The sequence below is a fragment of the Stenotrophomonas maltophilia group sp. RY12688 genome (genome assembly GCF_052149045.1).
Lineage (GTDB): Bacteria > Pseudomonadota > Gammaproteobacteria > Xanthomonadales > Xanthomonadaceae > Stenotrophomonas > Stenotrophomonas sepilia.
Map to the genome: position 1 here is coordinate 1,915,104 of NZ_CP197389.1, position 22,375 is coordinate 1,937,478.

At 67.0% G+C, this 22,375-nt stretch carries 19 protein-coding genes; 11 read left to right on the forward strand and 8 right to left on the reverse strand.

Annotation, left to right across the window (positions count from 1 at the left end; genetic code table 11):
* The first annotated feature begins 70 nt into the window (after positions 1 to 70).
* From ACS0OT_RS09060 to ACS0OT_RS09080, 5 genes are all read left to right on the forward strand, one after another.
* The gene (locus ACS0OT_RS09060; protein ID WP_005416345.1) at positions 71 to 1,120 is read left to right on the forward strand and encodes a LacI family DNA-binding transcriptional regulator; all 1,050 of its coding nucleotides are present in this window, start codon (positions 71 to 73) and stop codon (positions 1,118 to 1,120) included.
* Between the two features lie 60 nt (positions 1,121 to 1,180).
* Positions 1,181 to 2,494, forward strand: a complete 1,314-nt coding sequence (gene fucP, locus ACS0OT_RS09065; protein ID WP_235649551.1) for an L-fucose:H+ symporter permease — start codon at positions 1,181 to 1,183, stop codon at positions 2,492 to 2,494.
* Positions 2,495 to 2,501: 7 nt separating this feature from the next.
* Positions 2,502 to 3,497 (forward strand): carbohydrate kinase family protein, encoded by a 996-nt coding sequence (locus ACS0OT_RS09070; protein ID WP_164093669.1) that lies wholly within the window; start codon positions 2,502 to 2,504, stop codon positions 3,495 to 3,497.
* Entirely contained in the window at positions 3,494 to 4,720 is a 1,227-nt protein-coding gene (locus ACS0OT_RS09075; RefSeq protein WP_329953610.1) for an AGE family epimerase/isomerase, read from the forward strand. Before ACS0OT_RS09070 ends, ACS0OT_RS09075 begins: the two co-directional genes overlap by 4 nt.
* Positions 4,721 to 4,810: 90 nt before the next feature.
* Positions 4,811 to 7,429, forward strand: coding sequence for a beta-mannosidase (locus ACS0OT_RS09080; RefSeq protein WP_442256293.1), 2,619 nt, complete (start codon positions 4,811 to 4,813; stop codon positions 7,427 to 7,429).
* A gap of 81 nt (positions 7,430 to 7,510) precedes the next feature.
* Here the strand turns inward: ACS0OT_RS09080 and mtnC are convergent, their stop codons facing one another.
* The 5 genes from mtnC to ACS0OT_RS09105 form a co-directional block, all read right to left on the reverse strand.
* Positions 7,511 to 8,206 carry an acireductone synthase gene (gene mtnC / locus ACS0OT_RS09085; RefSeq protein WP_061479251.1) on the reverse strand — a complete coding sequence of 232 codons (696 nt, stop codon included), beginning with the start codon at positions 8,204 to 8,206 and terminating at the stop codon, positions 7,511 to 7,513.
* Between the two features lie 3 nt (positions 8,207 to 8,209).
* Positions 8,210 to 8,767 (reverse strand): 1,2-dihydroxy-3-keto-5-methylthiopentene dioxygenase, encoded by a 558-nt coding sequence (locus ACS0OT_RS09090; RefSeq protein WP_065177596.1) that lies wholly within the window; start codon positions 8,765 to 8,767, stop codon positions 8,210 to 8,212.
* 92 nt (positions 8,768 to 8,859) lie between these two features.
* Positions 8,860 to 9,501, reverse strand: a complete 642-nt coding sequence (locus ACS0OT_RS09095) for a methylthioribulose 1-phosphate dehydratase (RefSeq protein ID WP_139727037.1) — start codon at positions 9,499 to 9,501, stop codon at positions 8,860 to 8,862.
* Positions 9,502 to 10,054: 553 nt separating this feature from the next.
* Complete coding sequence (locus ACS0OT_RS09100; RefSeq protein WP_005416353.1) at positions 10,055 to 11,482, reverse strand: amino acid permease; 1,428 nt, start codon at positions 11,480 to 11,482, stop codon at positions 10,055 to 10,057.
* An 82-nt stretch (positions 11,483 to 11,564) separates the two neighbouring features.
* Positions 11,565 to 13,040, reverse strand: a complete 1,476-nt coding sequence (locus ACS0OT_RS09105; protein ID WP_005416354.1) for an amino acid permease — start codon at positions 13,038 to 13,040, stop codon at positions 11,565 to 11,567.
* A gap of 132 nt (positions 13,041 to 13,172) precedes the next feature.
* On the opposite strand from ACS0OT_RS09105, the gene ACS0OT_RS09110 reads away from it, so the two are divergent.
* Both ACS0OT_RS09110 and ACS0OT_RS09115 read left to right on the forward strand, forming a co-directional pair.
* A complete protein-coding gene (locus ACS0OT_RS09110; RefSeq protein WP_081275722.1) occupies positions 13,173 to 13,787 on the forward strand; it encodes an NUDIX hydrolase in 615 nt (204 codons plus the stop codon).
* Positions 13,787 to 14,179: a hypothetical protein gene (locus ACS0OT_RS09115; protein WP_065184959.1), complete on the forward strand. Its 393-nt coding sequence runs from the start codon at positions 13,787 to 13,789 to the stop codon at positions 14,177 to 14,179. The genes ACS0OT_RS09110 and ACS0OT_RS09115 overlap by 1 nt, the downstream gene beginning before the upstream one ends.
* 125 nt (positions 14,180 to 14,304) lie before the next feature.
* Here the strand turns inward: ACS0OT_RS09115 and serA are convergent, their stop codons facing one another.
* A complete protein-coding gene (serA, locus tag ACS0OT_RS09120) occupies positions 14,305 to 15,546 on the reverse strand; it encodes a phosphoglycerate dehydrogenase (RefSeq protein WP_005416356.1) in 1,242 nt (413 codons plus the stop codon).
* Positions 15,547 to 15,715: 169 nt separating this feature from the next.
* Here serA and ACS0OT_RS09125 point away from each other — a divergent pair, with 169 nt between their 5' ends.
* From ACS0OT_RS09125 to ACS0OT_RS09135, 3 genes are all read left to right on the forward strand, one after another.
* Positions 15,716 to 17,104, forward strand: a complete 1,389-nt coding sequence (locus ACS0OT_RS09125; RefSeq protein ID WP_139727038.1) for an FAD-binding oxidoreductase — start codon at positions 15,716 to 15,718, stop codon at positions 17,102 to 17,104.
* Positions 17,105 to 17,166: 62 nt separating this feature from the next.
* Complete coding sequence (locus tag ACS0OT_RS09130) at positions 17,167 to 17,466, forward strand: DUF2388 domain-containing protein (protein ID WP_065196996.1); 300 nt, start codon at positions 17,167 to 17,169, stop codon at positions 17,464 to 17,466.
* 40 nt (positions 17,467 to 17,506) lie between these two features.
* Positions 17,507 to 19,303: a DUF7844 domain-containing protein gene (locus ACS0OT_RS09135; protein ID WP_139727039.1), complete on the forward strand. Its 1,797-nt coding sequence runs from the start codon at positions 17,507 to 17,509 to the stop codon at positions 19,301 to 19,303.
* Here the strand turns inward: ACS0OT_RS09135 and ACS0OT_RS09140 are convergent.
* A complete protein-coding gene (locus ACS0OT_RS09140) occupies positions 19,281 to 20,357 on the reverse strand; it encodes an ATP-binding protein (protein WP_065177603.1) in 1,077 nt (358 codons plus the stop codon). The genes ACS0OT_RS09135 and ACS0OT_RS09140 overlap by 23 nt on opposite strands.
* The gene (locus ACS0OT_RS09145) at positions 20,357 to 21,073 is read right to left on the reverse strand and encodes a response regulator (RefSeq protein ID WP_442256298.1); all 717 of its coding nucleotides are present in this window, start codon (positions 21,071 to 21,073) and stop codon (positions 20,357 to 20,359) included. The genes ACS0OT_RS09140 and ACS0OT_RS09145 overlap by 1 nt, the downstream gene beginning before the upstream one ends.
* 129 nt (positions 21,074 to 21,202) lie before the next feature.
* On the opposite strand from ACS0OT_RS09145, the gene ACS0OT_RS09150 reads away from it, so the two are divergent.
* Positions 21,203 to 22,351 (forward strand): efflux RND transporter periplasmic adaptor subunit, encoded by a 1,149-nt coding sequence (locus ACS0OT_RS09150; RefSeq protein ID WP_442256300.1) that lies wholly within the window; start codon positions 21,203 to 21,205, stop codon positions 22,349 to 22,351.
* Positions 22,352 to 22,375 lie beyond the last annotated feature (24 nt).

Consider the following 22,375-nt stretch of genomic DNA (forward strand, 5'->3'; position numbering starts at 1 on the left):
CAGCGAACGGCACGGCACGACACGGCCCTGATCCATTAGGCTTGAGCCTCCAGCGGAGTCCGGGAAGACGATGAACGACAACGGCAACAGTCCCAGCAAGCGCGCCGGCAAGGCGGTGACGGTGACCGACATCGCGCGCGCGATCGGCGTGTCACGGGCAACCGTGTCGCTGGTGCTGCGTGGCAGCCCGCTGGTCAACGTCGATACCCGCGCCAAGGTCGAGGCCGAACTGCGCCGCCAGCGTTACGTCTACAACCGCGCGGCGGCCAACCTGCGCCGTCGTACCTCGTCGAGCATCGCGCTGGTGATCAACGATCTCTCCAACCCGTTCTTCGCCGAGTTCGCATCGGGTGTGGACGAGGCGTTGGGCGGGCGTGGCTACGTGACCCTGCTCGGCAGCACGGGTGAATCGCCGGAGCGGCAGCAGGCGGTGCTGTCCACGCTGATGGAGCACACCCCGGCCGGCCTGATCCTGTCGCCGGCCGAGGGCAGCGATACCGCACAGCTGCGGCAGGCACTGGGTGCCAATGCCAACGTGCTGCTGTTCAACCGCGAACTGGCCGGGGCCGACTGGGACTTCCTGACCCTGGACAACCAGCACGGCGCCTATCTGGCCACGCGCCACCTGATTGAGCGCGGCCACCGCCAGATCGCGTTCTTCGGGGGCCACGCCGCATCCAGTTCCTGCCACCAGCGCCGCGCGGGTTTCCAGCAGGCGCTGGCCGAGGCCGGTCTTTCGCTGCCGCCGGGCTGGATGATCGAGTCGGCCCCGAACCGCCTGGAAGCGGCAGCGCGCACCGATGAACTCTTCGCCGACGGTCATCGGCCGAGTGCGGCGGTCTGCTACAACGACACCGTCGCGCTGGGCCTGATGCTGGGCTTGAACTCGCGCGGCATCCGTCCGGGCGGCGATTTCGCCGTCACCGGCTTCGATGATATTTCCGAGGCGGCGGTGGCCGTACCGCCGTTGACCACGCTCACCGCCGACCCGCGCGAGCGTGGCCGCCAGGCTGCGGCGCTGCTGCTGCAGCGGCTGGACGAACCCGACGCGCCGCCTCGGCGCACGGTCGCGCCGGTGCAGTTGCGCATCCGCGAAAGCAGTGCCGCACGACCGAACTGATTCCTTCCGCATACCCCTTCCACGCAACAACGACCTTCCGCGCATCGAGGCGCGTACCGCATGCCGATCTCCGCAACGCCCCGTCCATCGGGTTCTTCGGGCAACGCACCCGCCGTCACCAACGGCAAGGCGTTGGCTGTCGTGACCACGATCTTCTTCATGTGGGGCTTCCTGACCTGCCTCAATGACATCCTGATCCCGCACCTGAAGGCGGTGTTCGAACTGAACTACGCCAAGGCGATGCTGGTGCAGTTCACCTTCTTCGGTACTTACTTCCTGATGTCGCTGCCGGCGGGCCGCCTGGTGGCGGCGCTGGGCTACAAGAAGGGCATCGTGGCTGGACTGGTGATCGCCGGCATTGGCGCGCTGGGCTTCTGGCCGGCGGCCGAACTGCGCGTGTACGGCGCCTTCCTCGGTGCGTTGTTCGTACTGGCCACGGGCATTACCGTGCTGCAGGTCGCCGCCAACCCGTACGTCGCGCTGCTGGGCCCGGAACAGACCAGTTCCAGCCGCCTGACCCTGGCGCAGGCGCTGAACTCGCTGGGCACGGCCATCGCGCCGATCTTCGGCGGCATGCTGATCCTGTCCAACACTGTCAAGAGCGCTGACGACATCGCGGCGCTGCCGGCGGCCGAGCAGCTGGCCTACCGTGCCGCCGAGGCGCAGGCCGTGCAGGGACCGTACGTGGGCCTGGCCGTGGCGCTGGTGCTGCTGGCGCTGTTCGTGTTCCTGTTCCGCCTGCCGGCGCTGAGCGACGCCACCGAGCAGGCCGACCAGGGCCACCACCACAGCTACCTGGATGTGCTGCGCAAGCGCCACCTGCTGCTGGGCGTGCTGGGCATCTTCTTCTACGTCGGCGCTGAGGTGTCGATCGGCAGCTTCCTGGTCAACTACCTGTCGATGCCCAACATCGGTGGCTTCAGCGAACAGGAAGCCACGCACTACGTGTCGGCCTACTGGACGATGGCGATGATCGGCCGCTTCGCGGGTTCAGCGCTGCTGGCGCGCTTCTCGCCCAGCCGCCTGCTGGCGATCTTCGCGCTGGTCAACGTGGCGCTGCTGGTCACGACCATGCTGAGCTCCGGCAACATCGCGCTGTACTCGGTGGTGGCGATCGGCCTGTTCAACTCGATCATGTTCCCGACCATCTTCGCGCTGAGCATCGAGCGCCTGGGGCCACTGACCAACAAGGGCTCCAGCCTGCTGATCATGGCCATCGTCGGCGGTGCCGTGGTGCCGTACCTGCAGGGCGTCCTGGCCGACCACATCGGTGTGCAGGCCAGCTTCATCCTGCCGCTGCTGTGCTACGGCTACATCATTTTCTACGGACTGGTCGGCGCGCGTACGCCGGCCTCCGCAACGCAGGGAGGCTGAGTCCGGAATGGGTGGCATCGTTTGCTTCGGCGAAATTTTGATCGATCTACTAGCGCAGCCGCCGGCCTCGGCCGACACGCCGCGCGCCTTCCTGCAGTACGCCGGTGGTGCACCGGCCAACGTTGCCGTTGCGGCCGCACGGTTGGGTGCGAAGACGCAGTTCGTCGGCACGCTGGGCCGCGACATGTTCGGCGACTTCCTGGCCGACAGCCTGGTCGAGCACGGCGTGGGCACGGATTACATCGTGCGTACCGATGCGGCCAAGACCGCACTGGCCTTCGTCGCACTGGATGCCAGCGGCGAGCGCAGCTTCAGCTTCTATCGCCCGCCGGCAGCCGACCTGCTGTTCCGTGACAGCGACTTCCAGGCGGCGTGCTTCGACAGCGCACAGTGCTTCCATGTCTGTTCCAACAGCCTGACCGAAGCGGCCATCGCCGAGGCGACCTTCGCCGGCATGGATCGTGCGCGCGCGGCTGGTGCGGTGGTCAGCCTCGACCTCAATCTGCGTCCGGCGCTGTGGCCGGCGAACGAGGATCCGACACCGCGCCTGTGGCAGGCGCTGGAACGCGCCGACCTGGTCAAGCTGTCGCGCGAGGAGCTGGACTACCTGGCCGCGCCGCTGGGTGCCGATGGCGAGGCAGCGGTACTGCGGCGCCTGCTCGCTGCGCGCGCGCGCTGGGTGATCGTCACCGACGGTGCGGCCACGCTGCACTGGTACACGCGCGACAACCACGGCACGATCACAAGCTTCCGCGTGGCTACCGTCGACACCACGGCGGCTGGCGATGCTTTCGTCGGTGGCGTGCTGGTTGGGCTGCTGGAGCGCGGCGGCGCCGGTGCCGGTTTTGCCGCCTTCTGCAAGGACCCGGAGGCGATCACCGCCACGCTGCGCTTCGGTGCTGCGGTCGGTGCGCTGGCTGTTACCCGCAAGGGCGCGTTCGCCGCGATGCCCTCGCTCGATGAAGTGCAGCAGCTGCTGCAGGCCCAGGACATTACCGCATGAGCACCTCCCCCGACTTCCGTTCGCCCGCGTTCCTGCGCGCGCATATCGCCGACACGATGGCGTTCTACCACCCGCGCTGCATCGACCCGAACGGTGGCTTCTTCCACTACTTCCGTGACGACGGCAGCATCTACGACGCCAACCATCGCCATCTGGTGAGCAGCACGCGTTTCGTCTTCAACTATGCGATGGCCTACCGCGAATTCGGCAACGCCGAATACCGTGAGGCAGTCGAGCACGGCGTGCGCTACCTGCGCGAGGTGCACCGCAACCCGGCCACCGGCGGTTACGCCTGGACCCTGCGCGATGGCAAGGTCGAGGATGACATGAACCACTGCTACGGCGTGGCGTTCGTGCTGCTGGCCTACAGCTGCGCACTGAAGGCCGGTCTCGAACAGGCCCGCGCATGGATGGACGAGACCTGGCAGCTGCTGGAAGCGCGCTTCTGGGAGCCGCAGCACGGCCTCTACAAGGACGAAGCCGATGGGCAGTGGAATTTCACCGGCTACCGTGGCCAGAACGCCAACATGCACATGTGCGAGGCGATGCTGGCCGCCTTCGAGGCCAGCGGCGAACAGCGCTATGTGGAGCGCGCGCTGCAGCTGGCCGACAACATGACCCGCCGCCAGGCCGCCAAGGCCGGTGGCCTGGTGTGGGAGCACTACGATTCCAACTGGGAGATCGACTGGGACTACAACCTGGACGACCCCAAGCACCTGTTCCGCCCGTGGGGCTTCCAGCCGGGCCACCAGACCGAATGGGCCAAGCTGTTGTTGATCCTGGACCGCCATGTGCAGGTCGACTGGCTGGTGCCGACCGCGCAGCACCTGTTCGACGTGGCCTTGGCGCGCAGCTGGGACGAGGCGCGGGGTGGCCTGTACTACGGTTTCGCGCCGGAGTCGCGCCGGCAGCCGGGCATGGATGGCGCCCCGATCGGTGGCGACAGTTTCGTCTGCGACGACGACAAGTATTTCTGGGTACAGGCGGAGACGCTTGCGACCGCCGCACTGATGGCCAAGCGTACCGGCGATGACCGCTATTGGCAGTGGTACGAGCGTATCTGGGCGTATTCGTGGGAACACTTCGTCGATCACCGGTACGGCGCCTGGTTCCGCATCCTCGATGCCGACAATCGCAAGTACAGCGACGAGAAGAGCCCGGCCGGCAAGGTGGATTACCACACCATGGGTGCGTGCTACGAAGTGTTGAACGTGGTGCGTTGAGGTTGGCGCGCCGGGCATGGCCCGGCGCTGCCGTGAACTGGACTTGCAGGTAGCGCCGGACCATGCCCGGCGGAAAGACAGGAGCATCCCGTGCATCGCCTTCCCCTCGTTGTCCGCCTGCTCCTGCTGCTGATCGCGGCGTCCGCCTTCCCGGTCGCTGCCACGCCGCTGCAGGCGCAGTGGGAGTTCCGTATGCTGCCCGGCGACGCGCAGGGCGCCGCTCATCCAGGTCTGCAGCAATGGCGGGCGGCGACGGTGCCGGGCAGCGTGCACACCGACCTGCTGGCTCACGAACTGATCCGTGATCCGTATGTCGGCGCACCAGAGGCCGAACTGCAATGGATCGGCCTGGCCGCCTGGGAGTACCGCGCCCGCTTCGACGTGGATGCGGCGACGCTGGCCAAGCCCAATGCCGAGCTGCGCTTCGACGGTCTGGATACCTACGCCGACGTCAGCCTCAACGGCAAGCCGCTGTTGCGCGCGGACAACGCGCACCGGACCTGGCGCGCGCGCGTGAATGGGCGCCTGCGGGCCAGGGACAATGAACTGCAGATCGTGTTCCGTTCGCCTATCCGCACCCTGCTGCCGGGCGTGCAGGCAATGCCGCACAAAATCGCTGGCAACTACCCGTCGCCGTATGGCGATGAGCCGAAGGAGGCGATGGTCGGCAACTTCGCGCGGAAGCCGGCCTACCACTTTGGCTGGGACTGGGGGCCTCGCTATGTCACCGCCGGCGTCTGGCGCGGGGTTGACCTGCAGGCCTGGGAGGCTCACCGCCTGACCGATCTTGCGGTGCGTACAGATGCATTGAGCGCGGAGCAGGCGAAGCTGGCCGTGCTGCTGCAAGTGGAGCAGGGCGCGGCGGCGGGCTCGGCCGTGGTGAATGTGGATGTGCGCGATCCGCAGGGCCGCAACGTGGCCCAGGTGCAGCGCACGGTGCTGCTGAAGCCCGGCCAGAACAGCATCGAGGTTCCGGTTGAACTGGCCGATCCGCGGCGCTGGTGGCCAGTCGGCCACGGTGCGCAGGACCGCTACGTGGTGCAGGCCCGCCTGGACCAAGGTGGCACGCCGGAGCTGGCGCGCGAACAGCGCATCGGCCTGCGCACGGTCGAACTGCGCCGCGAGGAAGACCGCAAGGGCGGGCAGGGCTTTGCCTTCGTCATCAACGGCGTGGAGATCTTCGCCAAGGGCGCCAACGTCATTCCGTTCGATGCCTTTCCCGCTCGCGTCGATGCCGCACGTCTGCGCCAAGTGCTGACGGCCGCGCGCGACGCCAACATGAACATGCTGCGCAACTGGGGCGGCGGCTACTACGAGGACGACGCGTTCTTCGACATCGCCGACGAACTGGGCCTCCTGGTCTGGCAGGACTTCATGTTCGGCGGCGGCATGCAGCCGGGCTACGATCCGGCGTTTCGTGCCAACGTGGTGGCCGAAGCACGCGACAACGTGCGCCGTCTGCGCCATCACCCCAGCATCGTGCTGTGGTGTGGCAACAACGAGGAAGAAACCGCCTGGAAGGACTGGGGCCACGGCCGCGACCTGAAGGCGGCCAACCCGGCATTTGCGGCGAAGGTCTGGCAGGGCTACGTCGACCTGTTCGGCAACGACCTGCGCCAGGTAGTGGGCGAGGAGGGGCTGGGCGTGCCGTACTGGTCCAGCTCACCGAGCAACGACCTTGACGAGAAGGCCAACGATTCAACGCGTGGCGACAAGCACTACTGGCAGGTCTGGGGCAATCCGGCGTTGCCGGTGCAGGCCTACCTGCGCGAGACGCCGCGCTTCATGTCCGAGTACGGGCTGCAGGCGTGGCCGTCGGTGGCGACAGTGGACCAGATCGCCACCCGCGCCGAACAGCGCATCGACAGCCCGGTGATCCGCGCGCACCAGAAATTCATGGCCGGCGAGGGCAACAGCCGCCTGCTGCACTACATCGAACTGGGTTACGGCACGCCGAAGGACTTCGAGGACTTCGTCTATCTCAGCCAAGTGATGCAGGCCGATGGCATCGCACTGGCGGCGCTGCATCATCGCGCCTCGCGGCCATACACGATGGGTTCGCTGTACTGGCAGCTCAACGATGTCTGGCCCGGCGCCTCGTGGTCCAGCGTGGACTATTTCGGCCGCTGGAAGGCGCTGCACTTCGCCGCGCGGCGTTTCTTCGCGCCAGTGACGGTGGCAGCGCTGCGCGACGAGGGCAGCACGCGGGTGCGCCTGATCAATGATGGCGCCTCACTGGAAGCGCGCTGGCGTCTGCGGGTGATGGACGTGGAGGGGAAGGTGCTGCGTCGTCGCGAGGAAACGGTGACGTTGGTGGCGGCGGGTGTCACCTCGATGGGCGATTTCAGCGATGCAGAGCTGCTGGCCGGTGCCGACCCGACGCGTACGGTGGCGGTGTTCGAGTTGCTGCAGCACGGCGACGTGAGCGCGCAGCAGGTGGTCGGTTTCGTTGAGGCCAAGGACCAGCTGTTGCCGCGGCAGAAACTCAAGGCCACGTTGTCCATCGAAGGGGACCACTATCGTCTGCGGCTGGAAAGCGCGGCGTACGTGCGCGCGGCGTGGATCGACTTCGGCGCGCTGGATGTGCAGGTCGAAGACAACCTGCTGGACCTGCTGCCGGGCGAAACACGTGATATCGCGGTGCGCGGCCCGGTGGATCTGGTTACCCTGCGCGAAGCGCTGAAGGTGAAGACCCTCAACGACCGTTGAGGGGTTTCCCGCTTTGGTAGGTGCCAACCTTGGTTGGCACACCAGCAGCATGCCAACCAAGGTTGGCACCTACCATTTTGCTTACAGCTGGATCTGCTGGAAATTCTCGACCCGTTCGTGGCCGTTGGCGGCCTGGCCGGTACGCGGCATCGGGTAATCATCCAGGCGATCGATCAGGCGGGTCTGCAACCCGGCTTCGCGGGCGGCATCCAGTTCTTCCACCACATCGGACAGGAACAGGATCTCGCCGGCCGGTACGCCGATGGCCTGCACGATGCGGCGGTAGCTGTCGGCCTCGCGCTTGCCGCCGACTTCGGTATCGAACCAGCCCGACACCAGCGGGCTGAGGTCGCCGGCGTCGCTGAACCCGAAGAACAGCTTCTGCGCCGGCACCGAGCCGGAGGAGTACACGTACAGCGGCAGGCCGGAAGCGTGCCAGCCCTTCAGCACCGGCGCTACTTCCGGGTAGAAGTGCGCGGTGTAGTCGCCACGGCGGTAGCCTTCGTCCCAGATCAGCCCCTGCAGCGCCTTCAGTGCGGTGTGCTTGCGGTCCTGGTCGATCCAGCCCTGCAGCGTCTCGGCCACGAGGCTGTCCTGGCAGGCACCGCCGATCTCGGTAGCCACCGCATCCAGCCAGCGGCGGACGTCCGGCTGCTGGCCATGCTCGGCGACAAACGCGGGCAACGCCTTGCGCGCATAGGGGAACAGCACGTTCTTGACGAACGAGATGCTGCTGGTGGTGCCTTCGATGTCGGTCAGGATGACGCGGGCTTGCATGGATCAGGACGCCTGGGTGGGTACGTAACGAGGGAACTTCTGCGCGATGTCGGTGCCGGTGAAGTGACCGACCCAGCCGTCCGGCTCGGTGAAGAAGCGGATCGCCACGAAGCTGGGTTCCTCGCCCATGTCGAACCAGTGGGTGGTGCCATCGGGCACGGCGATCAGGTCGTCCTTCACGCATTCGATCTCATAGACCTTGTCACCCACGTGCAGGGTGAACAGGCCCGAGCCAGCAACGAAGAAGCGCACTTCGTCTTCCTTGTGGAAGTGCTCGTCGAGGAACTTCTTGCGCAGCTCGGCGCGATTCGGGTTGTCCGGGGCGATCGAGGCTACGTCCACGCTCTTGAAGCCGCGCTCGGCGACCAGGCGGTCGATGTCAGCGCGGTAGGCGGCGAATACTTCCTCCTGGCTGGCGCCCGGTGCGACGGGCGCGGTGGCCTGCCAGCGCTCGAAGGTGACGCCGATCTTCTGCAGCTCGGCAGTGATGACCGCGCCGTCCTGGGTGTCCAGCAGCGGCGAATCGGGGCGGGTGTCGTCGTAGATGCGCAGTCGGCTCATGGCGGCAGCTTGAACGTCTTGGGGGGAAGACAGGGTAGCAGGGTGGGTGTAGGGCGCAGATTCCGGATCAGCATCTGCACCTGCGCGCCGGTTCAGCCGCGCAGCCTGCGCAGCTCCAGTTCGCAGTGGAACAGGAACTCGAACGCTTCCAGGTGGCGGCGTGCCTCGGCCATGTCGCGGCCCCAGGCGTACAGGCCGTGGCCATCGATCAGATAGCCCCACAGGTTCTGCCGGTCGAGCAGGTTATCGACCTGCTTCGACAGCACGTTCATGTCCTGGGTGTTGGCGAACACCGGCACATCGATGGCCATTTCGTGAGTACTGTTGCCGGCGAAGGCCTTCAACAGCTCGTAGCCTTCCAGGCGGATATGACCCTGCGGCGCGTACAGGCGCGAGGCGATGGTCTGTACCGGCGAGTGCGTATGCAGCACGCAGCCGACGTCCGGGAAGCGGCGGTACAACTGGGTGTGCAGCAGGGTCTCGGCGGACGGGCGCAGCGGACGGCCGACGGCCTGGCCGTCGAAGTCCACCACCATGATGTCGTCCTCGATCAGGCGGCCCTTGTCCTTGCCGGACACCGTGATCGCGGCGTGGCGATCGTCCAGGCGGTGGGAGAAGTTGCTGCTGGTGGCCGGGGTCCAGCCGGCGTGGGCCAGTTCGCGGACGTTGTCGATCAGCAGCTGGGCCAGTTCGCTCAGGCGCGCGGTGTCGTAGGGGAAGGTGGGGGCGTTCATGCCGACGATTTTACTGGATTCGGCCAACGGCTGAGCCCCTCGTGGCGGGTCGTATAGAGCGGTTCATGGGCGGGGCGGGGCAGGTGGGCCGTGCAGGGGACGCTGCAAGTACGTCCCTGTAAGCTCGATGGCGCCATCCATGGCGCCAGCGCCCCTACACGGCCCACCCGCCCCGCCTCTGACAGGTTCCGGTGTACGGCCGGCCACGGAGTGAAGAAGGAAAAGCGAAAAGCGGGTCGCGGCGCTGCGCTTGCTCGGAGCCGAGCATGGCTCGGCTCTACAGGGAATTCATCGACCGGAGAGAATTCATCTCTCAGACGCAATTCATCCACGCATGGCGTGGATCTACCGGACGTGCCAGGAGACTGTCGGAGGCGGGGAGGGGGGAGGTTGCGGGGGCGTGAGCCGCATGGATGCGGCGACCGAGCTTACAGGGATGTACTTGCAGCGTCCCCCGCAATCTCCCCCCTCCTCGCCAAACCCTCAGTCCAGCTGTTGCTGTTGACGTTGCTCCAGCGGGTGCAGGGCCGCAGGCCCTGCAATGCAAAAAACCCTACTTCACACGCAGCCGGCTGTGCCTGAAGCCGTAGCAGAAATAGATCACGAAACCGACGAAGGTCCAGACGCCCATCAGCATCCAGTTGTGCATCGTCATCGCCGACAGCAGGGCAACGCAACTCAGCACGCCCAGGCTGCAGATCAGCCAGGCCATCGGCATGCGGAACGGGCGCGGCAGGTCCGGCTGGGTGCGGCGCAGGATCAGCACGCCGGCACACACCGCCGCGAACGCGATCAGCGTGCCCATCGAGGTCAGCTCGCCAAGGATGTCCAGTGGGAACAGCGCCGCCAGCAGCGCGATGCCGATGCCGGTGATCACCGTGTTGATGTGCGGGGTGCGGTACTTCGGGTGGATCCTGGTGAACACCGGCGGCAGCAGGCCGTCGCGCCCCATGATCATGAAGATGCGCGGCTGGCCGATGATCATCACCAGTACCACCGAGGACAGGCCGACCAGCGCGCCGACCTCGACCACCCAGCGCAGCCAACCCAGCTGCGGATGCGCGGCCACCGCGGTCACCACCGGTTCGTCGGTGCCCAGCAGCTGGAACGGCACCAGGCCGGTCATCACCGCCGCCATCGCGATGTAGAGCACGGTGCAGACCACCAGCGACAGCATCATGCCGATCGGCATGTCGCGCTGCGGATTCTTCGATTCCTGCGCCGCCACCGACACCGCCTCGAAGCCGATGTAGGCGAAGAACACCATCGCCGCGCCACGCAGCACGCCTTCCATGCCGTACTTGCCGGGGCCTTCATTGGCTGGGATGAACGGCGTCCAGTTGCTGGTGTCCACGTACTTCCAGCCGACCACGATGACCAGCAGGATCAGGCCGGTCTTGAGCACGACCATCGCCATGTTCATTGCCGATGACTTGCTGATGCCGACGTAGCACAGCCAGGTCAGCAGCAGTACCAGCGCAGCGGCCGGCAGGTTGGCGATCGCGCCGGTGGGGCGCAGCTGTGCATCGAGTGGCGCACTGACCAGCGCCGCCGGTAGATGGATGTCGAACTGGCTGAGCAGGCTGAGGAAATAGCCGGTCCAGCTGACCGCCACCGCCGACGCAGAGACGCCGTACTCAAGCACCAGCATCCAGCCGATGAACCAGGCCGACAGTTCGCCGAAGGTGGCGTAGGTATAGGTATAGGCGCTGCCGGAAACCGGCACCATCGAGGCGAACTCGGCGTAGGCCAGCGCGCAGAAGGCGCAGCAGATGGCGGCCAGCACGAACGACAGCATGATCGCGGGGCCGGCGTGATTGGCGGCGGCCTGGCCGGTGATGACGAAGATGCCGCCGCCGATCACGGCACCGATGCCGAGGGCGGTCAGGCCCCAGGGGCCGAGGTGGCGGCGCAGGCTCAGGCCGTTGGCGTCTTCATGGGCGGCATGCGGGTGCTTGGTGGCCCACAGTTGCTTGAACATGTCTGGTGGTCTTGTCGAAGCGCGCCGTGTCTGGCGCGCGGGGAAAACGGACGGGCCGGCACAGGGCCGGCCCGTAGGCGGATCAGGGTGACTTGGCCAGCTTGCTGTTGCGCATGCCATAGCCGAGATAGATCAGCATGCCCAGCACGGTCCAGCCGACGAACAGGTGCCAGTGCACCACGAACGCCTGCCAGAACAGGAACAGGCAGGCCGCAGCGCCAAGCGGGCAGATGATCCACACCGCCGGCACGCGGAACGGGCGGTGGATCTCCGGCTTGGTATAGCGCAGCACCAGCACGCCGATGCAGACCGTGGCGAAAGCCAACAGGGTGCCCATCGACACCAGTTCGCCCAGCACGTTCAGCGGCACCAGGCCGGCCAGTGCGGCGGCGATCACGCCGACCACGATCGTGGCCCAATAGGGGGTGCGGAAACGAGCGTGGACCTTGCCGAAGAACTTCGGCAGCAGGCCGTCGCGGGAAATGGTGTAGGCGATGCGGGTCTGGCCCATCATCATCACCAGCACCACCGAGGACAGGCCGGCGATGGCGCCGATCTCGACCAGGGTCTTCAGCCAGGACAGGGTCGGGTAGGGCTCCAGCGCGGTGGCCACCGGCTTGTCGGTGCCCAGCAGGTGGTACGGCATCATGCCGGTCAGCACCGCGCAGACGATGATGTAGACGATGGTGCACACGGCCAGCGAGCCGAGCAGGCCGATCGGCATGTTGCGCTGGGGATCCTTGGTTTCGCCGGCGGCGGTGGAGACCGCGTCGAAGCCGATGTAGGCGAAGAACACGATGGTGGCGGCGCGGAAGATGCCGCTCCAGCCGAACTCACCCGGCACGCCGGTGTTTTCCGGAATGAAGGGCTGCCAGTTGGCCGGATCGATGTGGGCCGCGCCGATGCCGATGAACAGGCAGATGACGGTGACCTTGATCGCCACGATGATGGCGTTGACGAACGCCGACTGGGTCACGCCCACGTACAGCAGGCCGGACACCGCCGCCACGATCAGCACCGCCGGCAGGTTGAACAGCTTGCCGGAAGAGACGAACTCGCTGCCGGTCCAGGCGATGGGCGCGGCGCTGAGCAGGTCCGGGAAGGGCATGTGCAGCGTGGTGGTGATGAAGCTGATCAGGTAGGCCGACCAACCCACCGCGACCGACGCCGAGGCGAACAGGTACTCCAGCACCAGGCACCAGCCGATGAACCAGGCCATGCCCTCGCCGAGGGTGGCGTAGGAGTAGGAGTAGGCACTGCCGGAGACCGGCATCATCGCCGCGAACTCGGCGTAGCACAGGCCCGCCAGGGCACAGGCGAAACCGGCCAGCACGAAGGACAGCATCACCGCCGGGCCGGCGTGGTTGGCCGCGGCCTGGCCGGTCAGCACGAAGATACCAGCGCCGATCACCGCACCCACGCCCAGCAGGATGAGGTGTTTAGCCGTGAGGGTCCGTTTCAACGTGGCTTCGCCGTCCAGGCTGCCTTCGATGGGTTCGCCGGCATCGACGTGCCCGGCCGGCTGGACCGGCTTGACCCTCAACAGAGCTTTCAGCATGCAGTACTTCCTAATGATCGGATGGGGTGGGCCGCCGATACGTTGCCGGCAACCTTGAATGGTGAAGGCCGTGCGAACGGCCCGCTGTACCTTAGCCAAAGCTGAAGCCAACGCACAAGCGCAATCGCAACAATGAACGGCGATAATGAGCAGTATTTTTCCGAACCGCCCCCATTCATGCGCCAGATCGCCGAAACCCTTGCCGTGCTTGATGATCGCCTGCGCGGTCTGTTGCGGGACTATGCCCGCCGCGAGCCCGCCCACGACGCACTGGCTGCCGAATTCGGCACATTGCTGGACGATCCAGAAGATCCGTTCCGTCGCGAACGGCTGGCCGGGCATTTCACCGCCAGCTGCTGGCTGGTCAGTGCCGACGGCCAGCGCCTGCTGCTCACCCATCACCGAAAGCTGCAGCGCTGGCTGCAGCTGGGCGGTCACGCCGACGGCGACCGTGATCTGGCGCAGGTGGCGCTGAAGGAAGCCGAGGAGGAGTCCGGGCTGAGCGGCCTGGTACTGGAGGACCCGGCCATCTTCGATCTGGACAAGCATTGGATTCCGGAGCGCAAGGACGTGCCGGGGCACTGGCACTACGACGTGCGTTTCGTGATCCGGGCGCTGGGTGGCGAGGCCTTCGTGCTCAGCGAGGAATCGCTCGACCTGGCCTGGCGGCAGGTGACCGAAGTCGCGGCCGACCCCGAATCGGATGAATCCATGCAGCGCATGGCGCGCCGCTGGCTGGCACGTTGATGCTCTCGGACGGCTGTGCCGCGTTTGTTGCGGCTCATGCGTGTGGCGAGGCGAAGCAGGATGCTGCCCTTGCGATGATCAAGGCTGCATTGCCAGTCATCACATCCATCGACTGGGAGCGCGTGCCATCACGCCTGGAGGTCCCCGGGGTGGGGCGGGAGCGGCTGGCGCAGGAGTTGAGCGACATTGCAGATGCTGTTGGCTTGCCAAGCGAGGCTGCGTTGACGGTTGTCCAGGTGGATGGGGCGGTACCTTCGCTGGGCAGCCGCCTGCAGGACTGGCTGGTTCATGCCGAGGAGCTGGATTTCGTCGATACGCTGTTCCTGTCGATGGAAGACAGGGTTCTGATCCATTGGGACTTTTACAAGAACCTCCACGCCGTAAGGTTCTGAGGTGTTCCATCCACGCATGGCGTGGATCTACTGCGGGATCGCGCGAAACGCCAGTAGATCCACGCCATGCGTGGATGGCGCGATGCCGGAAGCACTCCGCCGGGGTATGCCCGGCGACGCCTTGCTCAATACAGAATGCGCGTCCGCAGCGTGCCCGGAATCGCGGCCAGCTCGTCGCGCACGGCGGCGGCCTGTGCCTCGCTGGCGGTGATGTCGATCACCACGTAGCCCACCTTCGGGTCGGTACGCAGGAACTGGCCGTCGATGTTGACGTTGTGGCGCGAGAAGATCTCGTTGACCCTGGACAGCACGCCCGGCACGTTCTGGTGGATGTGCAGCAGGCGCAGGCTGTCTTCGTGTTCGGGCAGGGTCACTTCCGGGAAGTTGACCGCCGACAGGGTGCTGCCGTTGTCGCTGTAGCGCACCAGCTTGGCTGCCACTTCCACGCCGATGTTGTCCTGCGCTTCCAGCGTGCTGCCGCCCACGTGCGGGGTCAGGATCACGTTGTCGTGGCGGGTCAGCGGCGACTCGAAGATATCGCCGTTGCCCTTCGGTTCGACCGGGAACACGTCCAGCGCGGCACCGCCGACGTGGCCGCTGGCCAGCGCAGCATCCAGCGCATCGATGTCGACCACGGTGCCGCGCGCGGCGTTGATCAGGTGCGCACCCTTGCGCATCTTCGCCAGCTCGGTGCTGCCGATCATCCACTGCGTGGCCGGCGTCTCCGGCACGTGCAGGGTGACGATGTCGGCGCGCGCCAGCAGGTCGTCCAGGCTGGCCGCGGCACGCGCATTGCCCAGCGCCAGCTTGGTTTCCACGTCGTGGAAGATCACCTGCATGCCCAGCGATTCGGCCAGCACGCCGACCTGGGTGCCGATGTGGCCATAACCAATGATGCCCAGCGTCTTGCCACGCACTTCATGGCTGCCGCTGGCCGACTTCGACCAGCCGCCGCGATGGCATTCGGCGTTCTTCTGCGGGATGCCGCGGGTCAGCATGATCGCCTCGGCGATCACCAGCTCGGCCACGCTGCGGGTATTGGAATAGGGCGCATTGAACACCGGGATGCCGGCCAGTTCGGCCGCATCCAGGTCGACCTGGTTGGTGCCGATGCAGAAGCAGCCCACCGCGATCAGGCGCTTCGCCTCGGCCAGCACCTCGGCGCTGAGCTGGGTGCGCGAACGGATGCCGACAATATGTGCCTCGGCGATGCGCGCCTTCAACTCGTCCTCGGGCAGCGCCTTGGTGTGTGCCTCGATCTGGCTGTAGCCGGCGGCGCTGAACACCTCCACGGCGGTCTGGCTGACCCCCTCCAGCAACAGCACGCGGATATCCTGCTTCGGGAACGAGGTCTTCTTCGGCGACATGGGGCAACACGGCCAGTGGGACAGGGGCCAACCACTATGCCAGATCACGGCGCTCATGGTGCAGTGCGCAATTGGTTGCATCCGTAGCTATCTGCCTGTCTGCAGGGCTGGACGCTGGCGCGTGCCGCTGGCACGCTTGCCCGTTCTTCACGCCCCGCGCTGGACCGTCATGACCGATTCCCGCATTGCCTCGCTGCAGCAGGCCTGTCCCGGCCTGAAGCTGAAGACCGACCCGGCCGACCTGGAGCATTACGGGCGCGACTGGACCCGGCGCTGGACGCCGGCGCCGCTGGCGATCGCACTGCCGGCCACGGTCGAGGAGGTACAGGCGGTGATGCGCTGGAGTGCCGCCGAGGGCGTGGCGGTGGTGCCGTCGGGCGGCCGCACCGGCCTCTCGGGTGGCGCGGTGGCGGCCAACGGCGAGCTGGTGCTCAGCCTGGAGAGGATGAACAGGGCGCTGGACTACGACGCGGTCGATCGCACCCTGGTGGTGCAGGCCGGCATGCCGCTGGAGGCCGTGCACAACGCCGCGCTGGACCACGGCCTGATCTACCCGGTGGATTTCGCCGCGCGCGGCTCGTGCACGATCGGCGGCAACATTGCCACCAATGCCGGCGGCATCCGCGTGATCCGCTACGGCAACACCCGCGAGTGGATCGCCGGGCTGAAGGTGGTCACCGCCAGTGGCGAACTGCTCGAGCTCAACAAGGGCCTGATCAAGAACTCCAGCGGCTATGACTTCCGCCAGCTGTTGATCGGTTCGGAGGGCACGCTGGGCGTGATCGTCGAAGCCACCGTTAAGCTGACCGACCCGCCGCCGGCCAGCAACGTGATGCTGCTGGCAGTACCCAGCTTCGAAGTGCTGATGCAGGTGTTCGCCGCGTTCCGCGCGCGCCTGCAACTGCAGGCCTTCGAGTTCTTCACCGACCGCGCGCTGGAACATGTGCTGGCGCACGGCGCGCAGGCGCCGTTCGACGAGGTGCACCCGTACTACGTGGTCACCGAGTTCGCCGCCAACGACGAAGCGCAGGAAGCGGCGGCGATGGCGGCCTTCGAGGACTGCATGGGCAACGGCTGGGTCAGCGACGGGGTGATCAGTGCCAGCGACGCCCAGGCCGCCCAGCTGTGGCGCCTGCGCGAAGGCATCACCGAATCGCTGGCGCGCTACAAACCCTACAAGAACGACGTCTCGGTACGGATCTCGGCGATGCCGGCGTTCCTGGCCGAGACCCAGGCGCTGATCGGGCAAGCCTACCCGCACTTCGACGTGGTCTGGTTCGGCCACATCGGCGACGGCAACCTGCATATCAACGTGATCAAGCCCGACGACACCAGTGACGCCGATTTCGTGGCGCAGTGCGAGCACGTCACCAAGCTGCTGGCGCAGGTGCTGGCGCGTTTCGATGGCAGCATCTCGGCCGAGCATGGCATCGGCCTGGTCAAGAAGGGCTACCTGGACAGCACCCGCGGCCCGGCCGAAATCGCGCTGATGAAGGCGGTCAAACGCGCGTTCGATCCCCAAGCGCGGCTGAATCCCGGCAAGCTGTTTGACGCCTGAGCCGGGCAAATCCTTCACGCACCCGTTACGCTCCACCCATCCTCACAACCGGCTTCGAACCGATGACCCGTCCGCTTCTGCTGCTCGCCCTGCTGTCCCTGCCGCTGGCCGGCTTTGCTTCCAGCTTCGCCGGCACCTCGGCCGGTTCTGCCACCGGTGCTTCCTCCGGCTCCTCGGGCAGCAGCTCGGGTGACGACAAGGTGGTGCTGGCCGCGCGCGACGATGCCGCTGCGTTCGTTGCCAGCGACGGCCAGATCCGTGGCGCCCGCCTGCAGGCCGCACTGGCCCACCTGCGTGAGCAGAGCGCCGCCGCGCAGCAGCAGAGCGACCTGGAACTGGCCCGCACACTGCTGGCGCGTTGATCCGGCCTTCGGGTAGTGCCGGCCGCTGGCCGGCAATTCCATGACATCTGCACGGAACGCCGCCACGCTTGGCGTGGCTCTACTGCTGACCGCCCACGTCGCGTCTGCAGCTGATCGCCTGCAGCTTGATCCGTCCGGTCTCGATCCGGCGCAGCAGCGGCTCGCCAGCCAGACCCTGGCCGACGTGCAGTCACTATTGCCGGACGGCCTGCTGGCTGCGTTGCCGGCGCAGGTACGGGTGCGCTGGACGGATGACCTGCCGGCCGATGTGCATGGCCGCACCTTCGCTGGCCGTATCGCGTTGCGCCGGAGTCTGCTGGGCGACAGTGCGCCGGGCGCCCGGCGCGCACGCCGCAGCGCGCTGGTACACGAACTGACGCACGTCGCCGACCGTGGCGGTGCGAACTGGTCGCAGAGCATGCGATGGCGTGACCTCGCGGGTTGGCAGCGCAAGCCCTGGCATCTCGGCCGTGGCGACAACGACTTCCGTGACCGCAGCCCCGATGCGTATGAACTGAAGGACCCGGCCGAGTACCTGGCAGTGAACGCCGAGCATTTCGTGCTCGACAGCGAGTTCGCCTGCCGGCGCCCGGCACTGGCGCGGTGGTACCAGGCCCATTTCGGAACCCCGCCATCGCTGCCGCAGTCGCACTGCGCGACCGCGTTGCCCTTGCTGCAGGCCGAATCGGAAGAGGGGGCGGCATCGCTGCTGCAGCTCGACCCCGCGCGTGTCTACGCCGTGGATTACCTGTTCGCCGAAGGCAGCGCGCAGCCGATGAGCCGCTGGGGCCACAGCATGCTGCGATTGGTGATCTGCAGGCCCGGGCGCGCGCCGGGACCGGACTGCCGGCTGGATCTTGAATACCATCGCGTGCTGTCCTTCCGCGCGTTCGTGGGCGACGTACAGATATCCAACTGGCGCGGCTTGACCGGCGGCTACCCGTCGCGGCTGTTCGTGCTGCCGCTGCAGCAGGTGGTGGACGAGTACACCAAGGTCGAACTGCGCGGCCTGCAGTCGCTGCCATTGCGGCTGCAGCGCGATGAGATCGCCAGCCTGCTCGAGCGCACCGCCCAGGTGCACTGGAGCTATGACGGGCGCTATTACTTCGTCAGCAACAACTGTGCGGTGGAGACCGCCAAGCTGCTGCAGGCCGGAGTGCCGCGGCTGGGCGAGGCCGGGCTGGCCCAGCTGAGTCCGCGTGGTCTCAAGCGCCGGCTGGCGCGGCTGGGCATGCTCGACGAGCGGGTACTCACGGACCGCAACGCCGCGCAGGCACAGGGGTATTACTTCGCTTCCGCGCGCGACCACTACCAGCAGTTGTTCACAGTGGCGGCGACCCAGCTGAGCCTGCCTGCCCGCGATGTGCGCGGCTGGTTGAAGCTGCCGGCGGAACAACGGGCACCGTGGCTGCTGAAGGGCGACCTGCGCGCCAGTGCCGGCCTGCTGTTGCTGGAACAGGCCGCACAGCGGCGTGCCGAGCTGCGGGCACGCGATGTGCTCAAGCGGCAGCTGCTGGCTGCTGCGGACAGCGCGGAAACCCGCAGCCTGCGCGGCCTGCTGGCGCAGAGTGGGCAGTGGTTGCGCCCGGGGACGCTGCTGCAGGACGGCGGCTATGGGTTGCCGCTGGGCGACGAGCAGGTACTGCTGTCTGCGGCCGTGGCCACTGCCAGTGCGCAGGCGGTACCGGCATGGCAGGCATTGCGTGTGCAGCTTCGCCAGCAGTTGCCGGCGCAGCAGCGTGAGGAAATGGATGCGATCGACGCCAATCTGGCCGCGCTGGGAGCACACCTGCGCACGCAGGCCGCTGGTCCGGCTACTGGCGCGGCAGTTCGATGACGAAACGGCTGCCGCCGCAGCTGCCGGGCGTGCAGCAGGCACGGCCACCATGTGCATCGGCGATGGCCTTGACCACCGCCAGGCCAAGCCCGCTGCCACCGCCCTGGCGCGAACGTGAGCCGTCGGCGCGCATGAACGGAGTGAAGATGTCGGCATGCAGTCCGGGATCGATCCCCGGGCCTTCATCCTCGATGGCCACCTGCACATGGCCCGGCGTGTCATGCACGGCGATGCGCACCTTGCCTGGGCTGGCATAGCGACGCGCGTTCTCCAGCAGCGCCAGCAGCGCCTGGCGCAGGCGCGTGGGATCACAGTGCGCGTTGTGTTCCTCGCGGCTGGTTTCCAGTTCCAGCACGAAGCCCGCAGCGCGGAACTGCGGGTCGACCAGCGTCATCACCGAATGCACCTCGGCCACCACGTCGGTGCGTGCGCGACGCACGTCCAGCCGCGCATTGTCGGACAGGCTCAGCACGCGCAGATCTTCAATCAGTCGCGACAGCCCTTCGACCTGGGCGAGCAGGCTGCGGAACTGCGACTCGTCCGGCTGGAACACGCCCTCGGCCAGTCCCTGCAGGCGGCCGCGCAGGATCGTCACCGGAGTACGCAGCTCATGTGCGATGGCCGCATGCCACATCGCGCGCTCGCTCTCCATGTGCTGCAGGCGGCGCGCCATCGCATTGAAGTCCTCAACCAGGGTTGCCACTTCGCCCGGCGAATTCTCCTCGACGTTGGCGCGCGCCCCAAGGTCACCGCTGGCGAGCGCACGCACGCTGTCCACCAGCGAATTCAACGGCGACAGGATGCGGTGGGCGAGGCGGAACGAGGCGGCGATGGCCAGCGCCAGGCCGGTCAGGATCACGCCCACCATCCATGCAAGCTCCGGCCCGGTCGGCAGCCAGCTTTCCGGCTCTTCGGTACTTCCGGGGAAGAACTCGACCAGCACCGCGTACAGCAGCCACGACGACAGGATCATCATCACGATGACGCCGATCACCATCAGCGACATCGAGACGATGATGTGGCGGCTGAGCCCGGAACGGCGCAGTCGGGCCATCAGCGGTCAGCCATCAACCGGTAGCCGACGCCGCGCACACTGGCCGGAACATTGACCATGCCCACTTCGTCCAGCTTGCGGCGCAGCTTACTGACATGGCTGTCGACAGTGCGCTCCAGCGCTTCGCTTTCCGGCAGGCATTCGTGCATCAGCTCGCTGCGGCTGAAGATGCGGGTCGGTGCCAGCGCCATGCAGTGCAGCAGCTTGAACTCGGTGAGCGTGAGCAGCACTTCGTGACTATAGCCTTCGCCCTCCACGTGCACGGCGTGGGTGGCCGAGTCGATCAGCAGCGGGCCGACGCGCAGCGCAGTGGGCGCGTCCACGCGCGAGGCGCGCAGCGTACGCCGCAGCACCGCGCGCACGCGCGCCGCCACCTCGGCCGGGTTGAACGGCTTGACCACGTAGTCGTCGGCACCCATGCGCAGCGCGGTCAGCTTGTCCAGGTCCTGGTCCAGCGCGGTCAGCATGATCACCGGCGTCTCACCACGCTGGCGCAGCTGGGTCAGCACGCTCCAGCCATCCAGGCGTGGCAGCTGTACATCGAGCAGGACCAGGTCGGGGCGGGCGCTGCGATGCAGGTCCAGTGCGCTATGGCCATCGGCCGCGCGCCGCGTGCGCAGTCCTTCGCGTTCCAGGTAGGCGCTGAGAATATCGGCGATCTCGGCCTCATCCTCGACGATCAGGACCAGGGCGGCGAGGGCGGGGGAGGCATGCATGCAGGGGCGGGGCCGTAAGGTGCTTGCCTCCATCGTATCTCCACAGTTCCTCCATCGAAACCCCATCATTGCCACGCACACTGCGCGCTTCAGAACCTATCCGCCGCCTGCGCGGCATTGTGCACAGCAATGAGAACCTTCAGGACTCCGGTCGCGTTGATCGCGGCCCTCGCCCTGGCCATGACGGCCTGCTCAACCCCCGAAGCCACTCCCGAAGCCGCACCGCGTGTCAGCGTGGTCACCGTCGGCCCGCAGGTGGTACAGCGCGATGACGAACTGCCCGGCCGCGTGGCTGCCGTGCGCACCGCACAGATCCGTGCCCAGGTGGGCGGCATCGTGCAGCGCCGCCTGTTCGACCAAGGCGCAGAAGTGAGCGCCGGCCAGGCCCTGTTCCAGATCGATCCGGCGGCGTTCCGTGCAGATGTTGATTCGGCACTGGCAGCCCTTCAGCGCAGCGAAGCGGCGCTGGACCGCAGCCGCGTGCAGTCGCAGCGCCTGCATGCGCTGGCCGCCGCACAGGCGGTCAGCCAACAGCATCGCGACGATGCCAGTGCCGAGTACGAACAGGCCCGTGCCGCGGTGAACGAAGCGCGCGCGATCCTGGCCCGTCGCCAGCTTGACCTGCGCTATGCCACGGTCAGCGCGCCGATTGCCGGCCGCATCGACCAGGCGCTGGTGACCGAAGGCGCACTGGTGGGCGTGGCCGATGCCGAGCCGATGGCAGTGGTGCAGCAGATCGACCAGGTCTACGTCGATGTGCGCCAACCGGCGGCGCAGCTGGAGTCTCTGCAGCGCAGTGCCGCCGGTGGCGGCGAGCTGCCGGTGACGATCATCGGTGCCAGCGGCAAGCCACTGCCCGAACGCGGCCAACTGCTGTTCTCCGGCATCAATGTCGATGCGCGAACCGGTGATGTCATCCTGCGCATCCTGGTCGACAACCCGCAGCGACAGCTGCTGCCCGGCATGTACGTGCGCGCGAGGGTGCCACGTGGCGCGCCGGCCAGTGCATTGACCGTGCCACAGCAGGCGGTGCTGCGCAGCGCAGGTGGCCAGGCCTATGCCTGGGTGATCGGCGCCGACGGCAAGGCGGTGATCCGCACGCTGGAAGTGGACGGCAGTGTCGATCGCCAGTGGCTGGTGCGCACGGGCCTGAAGGCCGGCGAGAAGGTGGTGGTCGAGGGCCAGGAGCGCCTGCAGGAAGGCGTGGTGGTCGATGCGCGCGACTGGCAGATGCCGGTCGCCAGCGCCGGTGCAGTGCAGGCCGGCAGCAAGGGCTGAGCCTTTCCGGGGCCGGTCCCTCCA